The 11210-nt window shown below is 51.1% G+C and carries 12 protein-coding genes and 1 pseudogene; 9 read left to right on the top strand and 4 right to left on the bottom strand.

The annotated features are described in order from the left end of the window. The coding region (gene istB, locus MELB17_RS22600; RefSeq protein WP_007352678.1) for an IS21-like element helper ATPase IstB at positions 1 to 607 on the top strand (607 nt) is incomplete at its 5' end. Beyond that, the gene (locus MELB17_RS22595; protein WP_007348139.1) at positions 604 to 789 is read left to right on the top strand and encodes a hypothetical protein; all 186 of its coding nucleotides are present in this window, start codon (positions 604 to 606) and stop codon (positions 787 to 789) included. The genes istB (MELB17_RS22600) and MELB17_RS22595, both read left to right, overlap by 4 nt. 253 nt (positions 790 to 1042) lie before the next feature. Here MELB17_RS22595 and MELB17_RS22590 read toward each other — a convergent pair whose 3' ends face one another. Genes MELB17_RS22590 through MELB17_RS25245 form a run of 4 tightly spaced genes read right to left on the bottom strand, consistent with a single transcriptional unit; the run spans position 1043 to position 4264 of the window. After that, a complete protein-coding gene (locus tag MELB17_RS22590) occupies positions 1043 to 2038 on the bottom strand; it encodes a tyrosine-type recombinase/integrase (protein WP_007349098.1) in 996 nt (331 codons plus the stop codon). Further along, entirely contained in the window at positions 2031 to 2969 is a 939-nt protein-coding gene (locus tag MELB17_RS22585; RefSeq protein ID WP_007349099.1) for a tyrosine-type recombinase/integrase, read from the bottom strand. Before MELB17_RS22585 ends, MELB17_RS22590 begins: the two co-directional genes overlap by 8 nt. Further along, the gene (locus tag MELB17_RS26610; RefSeq protein ID WP_198136542.1) at positions 2966 to 3385 is read right to left on the bottom strand and encodes a tyrosine-type recombinase/integrase; all 420 of its coding nucleotides are present in this window, start codon (positions 3383 to 3385) and stop codon (positions 2966 to 2968) included. The genes MELB17_RS22585 and MELB17_RS26610 overlap by 4 nt, the downstream gene beginning before the upstream one ends. An 18-nt stretch (positions 3386 to 3403) precedes the next feature. Continuing rightward, positions 3404 to 4264: a tyrosine-type recombinase/integrase gene (locus MELB17_RS25245; RefSeq protein WP_050774983.1), complete on the bottom strand. Its 861-nt coding sequence runs from the start codon at positions 4262 to 4264 to the stop codon at positions 3404 to 3406. 134 nt (positions 4265 to 4398) lie between these two features. Between MELB17_RS25245 and MELB17_RS22575 the strand changes: the two genes are divergently transcribed. The 7 genes and pseudogenes from MELB17_RS22575 (at position 4399) to MELB17_RS22545 (ending at position 10500) form a co-directional block, all read left to right on the top strand. Further along, positions 4399 to 5118, top strand: a complete 720-nt coding sequence (locus tag MELB17_RS22575) for a Mu transposase domain-containing protein (RefSeq protein WP_007352673.1) — start codon at positions 4399 to 4401, stop codon at positions 5116 to 5118. Between the two features lie 55 nt (positions 5119 to 5173). Then, positions 5174 to 5584, top strand: coding sequence for a hypothetical protein (locus tag MELB17_RS23455; protein WP_007352672.1), 411 nt, complete (start codon positions 5174 to 5176; stop codon positions 5582 to 5584). Between the two features lie 90 nt (positions 5585 to 5674). Then, a pseudogene (istB, locus tag MELB17_RS22565) lies at positions 5675 to 6310 on the top strand (IS21-like element helper ATPase IstB); the annotation flags it as partial. A gap of 522 nt (positions 6311 to 6832) precedes the next feature. After that, entirely contained in the window at positions 6833 to 7141 is a 309-nt protein-coding gene (locus tag MELB17_RS22560) for a type II toxin-antitoxin system RelE/ParE family toxin (protein ID WP_036186105.1), read from the top strand. Continuing rightward, positions 7131 to 7424, top strand: coding sequence for an addiction module antidote protein (locus MELB17_RS22555; RefSeq protein WP_007352669.1), 294 nt, complete (start codon positions 7131 to 7133; stop codon positions 7422 to 7424). The genes MELB17_RS22560 and MELB17_RS22555 overlap by 11 nt, the downstream gene beginning before the upstream one ends. Before the next feature lie 1035 nt (positions 7425 to 8459). Beyond that, positions 8460 to 9533, top strand: coding sequence for a hypothetical protein (locus MELB17_RS25240; RefSeq protein WP_007352668.1), 1074 nt, complete (start codon positions 8460 to 8462; stop codon positions 9531 to 9533). A 319-nt stretch (positions 9534 to 9852) separates the two neighbouring features. Further along, positions 9853 to 10500: a glutathione S-transferase gene (locus tag MELB17_RS22545; RefSeq protein ID WP_036186102.1), complete on the top strand. Its 648-nt coding sequence runs from the start codon at positions 9853 to 9855 to the stop codon at positions 10498 to 10500. Positions 10501 to 11210 lie beyond the last annotated feature (710 nt).

Here is an 11210-nt window from a genome sequence, read left to right as displayed (position 1 = left end):
GCGCAGATTAAGCAGCGCCAAACTCGGTCGGTTTAAATCATTAACCGAATTCGACTGGCAATGGCCAGCAAAAATAGACCAACAAGCAGTGCACCGTGTCATGCAGCTCGACTTCATTCAGGACCCAAGCAACATCATCCTCATTGGCAGTAACGGTGTGGGCAAATCGACCATCGCGCAGAACGTAGGCTATCAGGCGGTTATGCAAGGACACACCGTTCTATTCACTTCTGCCGCCAACATGCTTAACGATTTAGCGGCGCAAGATGGTGATAACGCACTTCGACGACGATTAGCTCATTACAGCAAGACGACGTTACTCATCATCGATGAAGTGGGCTACCTGTCCTACAGCAATCGCCATGCCGACTTACTGTTTGAAATCATCAACCGCCGTTATGAGAAAAACGCGACCCTCATCACAACGAATCGGCCGTTTAGCGAATGGAATGACGTGTTCCCGAATGCAGCCTGCGTGGTATCGCTAATCGACCGCTTGGTGCATCACAGCGAAGTGATTGCGATTGAAGGAGACTCTTATCGCATGAAAGAAGCACAAGAGCAGGCATTAGCACGGGGAAAAGTTAAAAGAGGAAAGACAAAATGAAAGTGCTGAAAATCACCACCCATTGGACAACAGAAGAAGCGGCATGTGTTCACGAAGCGCTCGACACGTTACAAACCGCTATCTGGGAAAGTTACGGCAAAGATATTACCGGAATGTACAGACATATTGCCAACGAACAAAAGGAAAAAAGCGAGCAGTCTAATGCCGGCATGGACTTCTAAGGACTAAGGCATCCAACTCAACGGCTATTGAAAAATGGCAATAAACGTCGTTTTATCGCCATTTTTAAACTGCGGCAAATAACAGCGGATCTTCACCGGCGCTAACAACTGGCTGCGCACTACCACACCGCCATCGTGCCGGCCCGCCCCTACAAGCCCAAGGATTATGTCCTGCCGAAAATTATGTGCGGTCCAGCTTCACAGCTCGCATTCTGATTGACGTTGCGGGTCGAGAACGCTACATAATTTTTGTTCATAATGTCCTCAGGAACTCTATTAGGTCGGGCTGATCTCGCCAACGTGTTCTAGCGACTACCCCCTCAGAAACGGAGCAGGCTGCTAACGCCCGAGCCTTGGTTTCCAGATCGATTTCGGCATAGATGTTGGTGGTGGTCAGGGAGACATGTCCCAACCAGGCCCTAATCGTGTTGATGTCGACGCCTGCCTGCAATAGATGGCAGGCGGTGCTATGCCGAATGACATGAGGGCTTACCGGTTTATTCAGTAGCGAAGGCGCACGAGCACAGGCACGGGCAGCGCAACGTTTGACCAGCGTGTGGATCCCTGAACGGGTCATCGGCTGATGACATCGATTGAGAAAGACCGGCTGAGTTGCTTCTCGCCCATCAACCAGCACGTGCAATCGTTCGAGTGTGGAAGTCCAGAGTGGACAACGCCGCTGTTTGTTTCCCTTGCCGACAACCCTGACGCACTGGGCATGCCAATCAATATCCCCAATCTTCAGTTGCACTGCCTCACTGACCCGTGCCCCGGAGTTGTAAAGGAACAATAGCAAGGCCTGCTCGCGCCGCCCTTGCTCGGTATGATCATCGGGTGCCGCCAACAACGCATCCATCTCCGGTTTATCCAGATATATAATCGCCGGTTGGCTGGTCTTCTTGAACGGAATCAGGCGAATCTGAGCACACCAACCGATATGCTCTGGGCTGTGCTCAGCAATGAATCGCGCCAGGGCATGAATGCCCCCGAGGCGCTGATTGCGGGTGCTTATTGTGCAGTTGCGTTGTTGTTCCATATGGGACAGGAATAGACGGACGGCCTGCGGGGAGAAATCATCAACCGTTAAACGGTCGATCGCTTTATTAGCTTTTCCAGCCAAATAGGGAAGCAACTGCATAAGCATGTCGCGGTAGCTTTTTTGGGTATTCAAGGCGAGATTGCGCTCGGCCACCAGGTGTTCGAGCAGGAAACGTCGGATCCAGGGACCCAGAAAAATTGAATTAGTCATGATGCTCCCCCTTGGAGTAACGCTCAAAGCGCATGCTTGCTTCGCGCAATAATTCTGGGGTCATCGTGAGGTAGCGTTGCGTAGCGGAGAGATCGATATGACCGAGGTAAGTGGCAAGCTGCGGTAGCAAGCGTTGTAGATCGGCCCCGCTACGATACCAAAACACCAATCGATGGACGGCGCCAGTGTGCCTCAAATCATGTAATCGTGGCTGGTAGCGGGCGCTGTCATTGCGCTGAACGCCCGCTTGGGAGCGCAGTCGTCGAAAAGCGCTCCGCACCGCGGACTGACTCAATGTGTGGCCATCCCGGAAACAGAAGAAGGGTGCAGTAGCTTCCTTGCAATGAGTGGCATTGCGTCGCAGTGCGTACTGCTTCAATACCAGATTCAGGTCCTGCCCTAGCGGCACCAGCCTCGTCTTGTAGAATTTAGTTTTCTGAATACACAGGATGGCCTGATCAAGATCGACATCGTTCATTGTCAGACGCAGCGCTTCGCCAAGGCGAAGGCAGGCGCCATATAAAAGCAGGATCAAGGTGCGAAAGACATACGCGTCCATCGGGACCTGCCGACCACAGGCCCCCGGCGTGGCGTCCAGCAAGCGCTTGAGTTCGGCCGGCGAATAGATGTAAGGGACTAAAGGAGGGGGAAGCTTAGGGCGGCGGCAAGGTAGCGGAGAAGCGTCGACATAACCGCGCGGCAGCGCGAAGCGATATAAGCCGGAAAGAGCCGTATACTTACGCTGCCAAAAACTGGAAAGCGGCGTATCACCGTCCAAAAAGGTCCGTATCTGATTGGCCGTAACAGAGATCAGCGGTACATCTCCCGCGCGACGGCAGAATGATCGAAGGATGTTGGCGTCGGTATAGAAGCGCATGCCAAGTGCGCGTTTATAAGCCACATATTCGTCCACGACATCGTAGAGTCTCATAGCAATCCCTCCAAATTGAGTTCCGCTACCTGCCGAAGCCCATCAAGATCAACCTTGGCGTACACCCGTGTAGATGAAGCGCTTCGATGGCCGAGCTGATCGCCGATTTGCTTCAGAGAGAAGCTGGCTGCCAACAGGTGCCGAGCACAGGCATGCCTCAAGCAATGCGCACCGCGCCGCGGAACATGAATACCGAGGGCATCGAGACGTGAATGGACGATAGGGGTTATGCATTTGGGCATGAGGGGACGAATAGGTGCATTGAGCGCCATAAACAACTGGCGAGAGGAGCATCGGGGTCGAGCCTCCTTCAGGTAACGCAGAATCGCATCACCCACTTCCGGATCCAAAGGGTATTGTTGGGTGCAGCGTTGTTTTGGCCTCGTTATGTGGAGGATCTCGCCTACCCAGTCCACATCCCCCAGTGTTCGGCGTCAACTATCCTGTCCGGTCGTCCTAATTGTCGCCGAACACCCCAGGCGAAGCCGCGTCACTTCACCGCTGCGCAATCCATAGACGGCCAGCAACAGGACGATGGCGCGATCACGGATATCCACTGCGTTATTGCTGGAGAAACTGGTAATGAGTTGTTGTACTTGCTCCCAAGTGGGTCCGAGGGGTAAGTCTTCCTGTGCATATATTCGTGGAGCATCTACGGACGCCGCGATTCCGCTGCTCCACCCTTGCGCTTCTGAATAGCGGAAAAAACTGCGCAATGCATCTGCCAGGGTGTGTAGCGACGTCCTGCTCCAACCATGGCTGCCCTGATAAGAAAGATAAGCGTCGACATCGTTAATGGTTATCGCGGCCAGCGAAATGTCGGGGCCGCAGATAGTCGAGAGAAAGTGGGTGACTTGTTCACTGCGGAACGTAATGGTCGCGGGCGATAGCCCACGCTCATCGCGCATGAACTTGACGAACGTGTCGATCTGCTCTGCAAAGCGTTTCGGTTGGTTTTGGGGCTCCTCCAAGCGGCCCAGGAAGCGTAACCATGCTGTCGCGACATGGATAAACATCAGTCGCGAGCTTCTTGAGTCTGTGGCGTGCTCCGGTCGTCGGGCATAACGGATACGATGCTCTACCGCATATACGATTTCCTGCCGTGTTATTCGATCCGGTCTGCTCAGGTCAATGCTTTGCGAAAAGACCAACAGTACCCAGGCGATTTTCTGCAATGACGAACGAGGATAGCCTTGATTTGAGCAATGCTCGAGAAAGCGTATTCTGGATTCTGCATGGGGGCCGGTACGGTGGCGAATCAGCGCACTTGGGCGGATGAACAGAGTGTTGAACATGGTGTGTCCTCCTTTGCGGATGTAGACATACCAGTATCAAGTTGATTACTTATGTTGCGTAGTCGCAACCCTTACCCTTGCGTCGCGTGGTCTTGGCGCGTTGCCAGCACATAATTTTCGGCAGGACATAATCCTTGTTATGGACTCGAGTCCATAACAAGGACAAAGCCAAGGCCGAGGTGGCGGTCCAGATCGTCGAGCGCTGGATCATGGCCAGGTTACGTCACCAGTCGTTTTTTACCCTCTTCTCGCTCAACCAGGCTATCCGCTTCCTGTTGGAGGATCTCAACCAGCGTGCCTTTAAAAAGCTGCCCGGCTCCCGCGCCAGCCAGTTCGAACAGCTGGATAAACCCGCCCTGCGTTCACTGCCTACCCAGCCTTACGAGTACGCCGAGATCAAGCAGGCCCGCGTCCATATCGATTACCACATCGAGTATGACAAGCACTACTACTCGGTTCCTCACCATCTGGTGAAGCAGGCGCTTGAGGTTCAGGGCAGCAGCCGTGTCGTGGCCATCTACAGCCAGGGCCAGCGCATGGCCAGTCACCCACGCAGCTACCGCCAGGGCGCTCATAGCACCTGCCCGGAACACATGCCGCCCTCCCATCAGGCCATCCACAGCTGGTCTGCGGAACGCTTTCTCAACTGGGCCGACGATATCGGTGAAGCCACCCGCGAAGTGGTGAGCCACTTACTGACAGAAAAGCGCCACCAGGAACAGAGCTTCCGCCGCATTCTGGCCTTGTTGGGCAACGCGAAGAAATACGGTCGAGACCGGCTCAACAAAGCCTGTGGCCGGGCGCTGGCCATCAACCCCCTACCAACGAATTGCTCGCAGCTCAGACGTCTCTGAAGCGATCAAAGAGCGATTAAAAGCCGAGTACTTAACGCTTGACCCGGTTTACCTCATGGCCGAGCTGACACGGCTACAAGCCAGCTTGTGGAGTTTTGCCTGGAGCCAGAATGGGCTGGTGGAAATCGATGACATTAGTTTGGTAGAACCGGTCGCTCTTGACCAATTCTCGTCTGCACCCAATGTCTGTGATCATTTCCGGTATAATAAGCCAAGAGACAAGCGGAGTTTGCCAAGAAATTACCGCACTAGAAAAGACCCGTTTGAGAAAGTCTGGAATGAAATCCAGCTCAAGCTAGAGCTTCAGCCTGAAAGCTACGCTCGCGAAATCATTGAATGGCTCTCAGAAAAGCACCCTGGCCAATACACGAATAGCCAAGTTAGAACCCTCCAGCGACGAATTAACGAATGGAGATTACGCGACCAGAGCTATCAGACTAAAATGACGCAGCTAATGAGCGGCTAACCGCACAATAATCCTGGTGAGACAATCTGGCGATGAGTTTGATTTTTTACTGAGGCCGGACAGGATAGTTGACGCCGAACAGAACGTCTTGCCCTGATGGTCGATCGGGAAACCACGCACCGAAACAATAACAAGGTGACCCGCCTGCTCAAGGCCGCCCGCCTGAAACTACAGGCCCATCCCGAAGAGATCGATTACCAGCACCCCCGTGGCCTGCATCGAAGTCAATTCGCCGACCTGCTCAGCAGTCGCTGGGTCCACCAGCACCACAACGTCCTCATCACTGGCCCCACGGGCTGTGGTAAGACTTATCTAGGATGTGCCCTGGCGAATCAGGCCTGCCGGCACGGCTTATCCGTGCGCTACTTCCGGACCTCTCGACTGCTGGAATCGCTCAGCATTGCTCATGGCGATGGGCGCTTCGCCAAACTGACTCAACAGTTGGCCAAGACGGATTTACTGGTGCTGGACGACTGGGGGCTGGAGAAAATGACCTTGAGTCAGCGCAACGATTTACTGGAAATCATGGAAGACCGCCATGGCTTGCGCTCCACCTTGATCACCAGCCAACTGCCGATCAGTCAATGGCACAAAGCCATCGGCGATGCGACCCTGGCGGACGCCATTCTCGACCGCCTTCTGCACAACAGTCATAAGCTGAATCTCAAAGGAGAATCCATGAGAAAAGCCATGAGTAAAATGGGGCAATCCGATCACTCCGAGTGATAGGATGACCATCGGCGCGTTAGGTTGAACAGGTGATCGGATAAAACCAGTACGGGTGATCGGAATCACCGGAATACGCACCCAGATAAGAACATGAACTTTCACTGCACAACTGCATCATTTACGGTGGCCGTCAGATCACGTGGCTTCGCGGGAGGCCGCCCCGTCGGCTTGTGCCAACTCGCCTCCGGCCTACGCCTCATATGATGTTCTTGTTCATCAGCTCGCAGCTTTGCTAGCGGCTTCCTCCAGACCGCGCCTCGCGGGTTGGCCCTTGCCATTCGCTAGTGGTTAGCGTTCAATCGGTAAAACCGACTGAACGGTGATCTTTCCACAGGGGACTTTCACCCCATTAGTTCATGCCCATGCTGGGCGTACACCGTACACAAGCGGCTGTTGTCGGACGCGCCTACGCTGCGCTCCGGCACGCCGCAAAGCCGAGCATTAGACGGCTATCCACACTCTTACCTTCAGGCCTAAGAATTGGCTTGCAAAACGTATCCCATGAGATACAATGCCCAAATGAAAAGGATTCAGACCACCACCCAGTTCACGAAATGGCTGGACCGCTTAAAGGACATTAGCGGTCGTGCCCGAATACAGACGCGCATCCAGCGCTTGGCCTTGGGTAATCCGGGCAAGCATCGGAATCTCAAGCATGGCGTGTCGGAGCTGAAAATCGACTTGGGGCCTGGATATCGGGTTTATTACACAGACTGGGACGACGTGCTGATTGTCCTGCTCTGTGGCGGGGATAAGTCTAGCCAAGCTGATGATATTGAACTGGCCTATGAATTAGTAAAGGGCTTGGAGTTAGGCAATGACAATTAAACTTCATGACTATGATGTGGCAATGCACCTTCGTACGACCGAAGAGATGGCTGCATATCTGGAGGCGGCTATTGAAGAAAGCGACGGAGATGCTGCTTTTATCGCAATGGCGCTCGGAGATATTGCGCGGGCCAAAGGTATGGCTGAACTGGCGCGGGAAACGGGACTAGGGCGTGAAAGTTTATACAAAGCGCTGTCGGCTGAAGGCAACCCGCAGCTAAGTACCGTGCTGAAAGTTGCTAAGGCGCTAGGGTTGCAACTCCATGTCAAGCCAGCAGCGTAGGCTCCACTTCCATTATAAAACACAGACGTCTAATCGGGTAGCCGAGGTTTTTAACCCTCAGCCCCCACAACACCCTGCACCGATGCGTCGGACCGGCGGGTCCGCACAGGGCGTTTCCCGAAAACGTTCAGAGTAAGATGGCCGATTACCTCCTCCTACCCCAATGATGGCTTCTGATTTTGCGCCAACGTTCCTCAGTCCGGTCGGACATGGAATCGTTGAGCTGCACAGGCTCCTCATTGATTTTCGGGTTCAGGCCTTCACCCTGTCCCAACCATTACGATGGGCGTTTGGCTACTATGCCGTCTGCTGACTTCTGCTCAATCACCGGCGGGGTTACCCCTATCGGCGCTATCGGTGTCCACCTTGTTCGCTCGCAACCGCCGATGGCAACGGCTGCGCCCAGGCTTGATCGACCAGTGGCCTGACTGGTAATTGACCGATCGCTCGTTGAGCAGATCCCGATGCGTCGGACCGCCCCAGATAAGAACATGCACTGTCACTGCGCAACTGCATCATTTACGGTGGCCGTTAGATCACGCGGCTTCGCGGGAGGCCGCCCCGTCGGCTTGTGCCAACTCGCCTCCGGCCTACGCCTCATATGATGTTCTTGTTCATCAGCTCGCAGCTTTGCTAGCGGCTTACTTCCGGCCGGCGTTCCGGAGACGGCGCCTCGCGGGTTGGCCCTTGCCATTCGCTAGTGGTTAGCGTTCAATCGAGTAAAACCGGCTGAACGGTGATCTTCCCACAGGGGACTTTCACCCCATTAGTTCATGCCCATGCTGGGCGTACACAAATCGCTTCAGCGGACGTGCTGAAGCACGCCACTGAGCTTCGCGTTGAGGCTGTAGAAAAAGGTCAAAGGCTTTTTTCGGCCTTGAATCGATCAATAATTAAGCTAAAAATAGCGCCTATTCTTAAAATCTGGAGCACTTATCGTTGAAAGCAGACCTAGATTTTACGTAGGAACGTTATCACAAAAGGGCTCGGGGGTTTTCCTACAGCCTCGTTAGGCCCATATAATCAGGAAGTACGATGAAAGAAATTAAAGATTTTATGTACCTTGACATGGAAAAGGTTAGTTCACTGTATAGCCAGTTGTCTGGCGGGATAGTTCAATCTGTCGAGGCATCTTCAACGTCTAGCGGAAATAGTAAAAACTTAAGAAACTACGATTTCAAAATATTTAAGCATGAAGCCGGTGGTACTGAATCAGAATCTCAGGCGCTTAAAGAAGTCCGTGTTAGCCACCACGATATCTATAACGAACTTGAAAATGATCTTTTTGAAAAAGGATACGCTGCTGAAATTGGCGTTGATGTTTCCAAGGAGGCAGTTGACTCAGGCGAAGCAACCAAAATATTTGAAAGTGCACTATGTATTAAAGTCGAAGGTTATGTTGTTCTAGAGGATTATGAACGGATCACTAGAATCGCACATAATTATGAAGATATCGTTGGTTTTATAAATAATAGTATTAAATACAATCTGAACGAAACTCCAGAGCTGAAAGATCTCATCGAGAAAATTGATGTCATGAAAGAAGACATCAAGAAAATGAAAAATGGGACCGCAAAAACAAAGAAAAAGACTGAAATGATAGATTTTGAAAGTAATTTAAATGCGCTTTTAAGTTCTAAAAAAATAGGCAAGGTTGATGATTGGATCATTGATGGTTTAAAAACATGGGTTCGAGTATTTCTTCCCGATGTGTTTAATATTCGTGTATATCCATTTGAAGATTCCAAAAACTTCCACGTTATGTCTAATGTAAAAAGAAAGTTTTTCCTTGATGATAACACTGAGTCTGTCCACTATCTTTTTGGATCGAAACCTACAATCAAAGTTACTATGCTAGGAGTTATCACATCGATTCCGAAGAAGGAAGGCGATTCATTTGAGCCAATGAAAGAATTTGAAGATACTGATCTAGATGAAGACGTAAATGAGGCTCAATCATTCGAACGTGGGTTTCGTGGAGTTTTTCGAGGGTTTGATGGCTTAGAGGAAATGATCAGAACCTGTAGATATCCTCGAATAATGGTTCAGCCTATTGCAATTTATCGGGCTATCAAGCCTAACAAAGAATTGCAGCGGACAAGCCGCTGAATGCAACGTTAGCCTTGAAATTCTTCCACAGGTAATGATCATGTTTAGAATCTTTAATGAGCTGAATTCTTAAGCCAACCACGCTCACAAAAAGATCTCAAATGCTCATAGCCACTGCAGCCGGGCTTCTATGTGTCATTATCGGCACAGTTGCGTCGGCTGAGCGCCATTCAAGTCAGCATCATTAATTTTAGAAAATCGACGATACAAATCTGTACAAGACTTCCCTCTTTTACAGCGATCAAGAGTGAAATTAAGTAACCATTGAAATCAGTGACTCTAAGCTCACTAATTTCGATTCAACTGCGAAAAAATACCCATGACTTCCTCACTTCACCGCTTGTACTCTTTTCGTCGCTGTCCCTATGCCATGCGCGCCCGTCTCGGCCTCTTGTTTGCTGGTTTGCAGGTGGAGCTGCGGGAGATAATATTGAAAAATAAACCGGACCAGATGCTGGCGATTAGCCCGAAAGGCACGGTGCCTGTTTTACAGCTTTTTGATGGTACCGTGGTTGAAGAGAGCCGGGAAATAATGGTGTGGGCGCTTCGGCAGCAAGATCCACAAGGGCTATTGGATGCAACGGTTTTGCCTCAGGCCAATGCTCTGATTGAGCAGAACGACAACGACTTTAAACATTGGTTGGATCGCTATAAATACGCCGACCGATATCTCGAAATGACCCAGTCAGAGTATCGGCAACGGGGTGAGGCCTTTTTACAGGTTTTAGAAGAGTTGCTGACTAAAAACCCTTACCTACTGGGGGACAGCGCGACCATTGCGGATATTGGTATCGTGCCTTTTGTCCGTCAATTCGCCCATGTGGATCGCGATGTTTTTCACAGCCTACCTTACCCAAACCTGCATCTGTGGTTACAACACTGGCTGGAGCACTCATTCTTTCTGCAAGCCATGACCAAGTTTCGGCCGTGGCAAGAGGGAGATGACGTTGTGGTTTTTCCTTCTTAATACTGAGCACGTAAACTTTCTTGGCCTCTTTAATTGACCGCGATTAGTTAACCACTACAGTTCCGATGTTACTTCCTTGCTGTAAACACCGGTCTAAAAGCGCTGCTATTTGCCGAATATCCACACAGTCAGATTTTTCCTCAGATCGAAAATCCATAAAACATTGCACAATTCAGGCGGGTCATTCACGAGATTGGAAATAGATAAGCCAAGCAATATCGTTTTACTCGGGCTATAAAGATGCTGTCGGTGAGAAAGGTATGACGCCAAGAATGATTTGACAGTCCTAACTGACGCCATACCCCTCAAAATCGTGCAGGCGCACGACCCAATGATTGTTACACACTTTGGGATCAAATCCAGCCCTCATCGACCTTTAGCTGTCGATGCAAACTTCAAGTCGCCTATATCACTGCCTCCTTTGCCATGCACAAGTCATTATTTGTTCTCGTTGTGATCGCGGTCATCGTTATTGCACTGATGGGTGTTCTGAAAAAGCCCGTCGAGTATCCCTTGCTCGTGCCTCAAAAAAGTATCAAGAAAGTCGCGTTGGGTGCTTCAAAAATGCCGAGCGTCAACAGCGATTTCGTCAACAAAAAAAGCACAAAGTAACGCATCAGTCTTCCCAGATAATTACCCTTAATGATGTACTCAATGCGCAACGAAAAAGTCGTAAAAGGGTGATCCCGCCGCTAAAACACAGCACCTTT

It is taken from the genome of Marinobacter sp. ELB17, from assembly GCF_000169375.1.
Taxonomy (GTDB): Bacteria; Pseudomonadota; Gammaproteobacteria; order Pseudomonadales; family Oleiphilaceae; genus Marinobacter.
Note: the sequence above shows the minus strand (reverse complement) of the source record. Positions and strands in the feature narration are given on the sequence as shown.

Coding starts and splice junctions, on each gene's coding strand:
- MELB17_RS22595 (WP_007348139.1), top strand. CDS start 604: ATGAAAGTGCTGAAAATCACCACCCATTGGACAACAGAAGAAGCGGCA.
- MELB17_RS22545 (WP_036186102.1), top strand. CDS start 9,853: ATGACTTCCTCACTTCACCGCTTGTACTCTTTTCGTCGCTGTCCCTAT.
- MELB17_RS22590 (WP_007349098.1), bottom strand. CDS start 2,038: ATGACTAATTCAATTTTTCTGGGTCCCTGGATCCGACGTTTCCTGCTC.
- MELB17_RS23455 (WP_007352672.1), top strand. CDS start 5,174: ATGGCCGAGCTGACACGGCTACAAGCCAGCTTGTGGAGTTTTGCCTGG.
- MELB17_RS22555 (WP_007352669.1), top strand. CDS start 7,131: ATGACAATTAAACTTCATGACTATGATGTGGCAATGCACCTTCGTACG.
- MELB17_RS22585 (WP_007349099.1), bottom strand. CDS start 2,969: ATGAGACTCTACGATGTCGTGGACGAATATGTGGCTTATAAACGCGCA.
- MELB17_RS22560 (WP_036186105.1), top strand. CDS start 6,833: ATGAAAAGGATTCAGACCACCACCCAGTTCACGAAATGGCTGGACCGC.
- MELB17_RS25240 (WP_007352668.1), top strand. CDS start 8,460: ATGAAAGAAATTAAAGATTTTATGTACCTTGACATGGAAAAGGTTAGT.
- MELB17_RS25245 (WP_050774983.1), bottom strand. CDS start 4,264: ATGTTCAACACTCTGTTCATCCGCCCAAGTGCGCTGATTCGCCACCGT.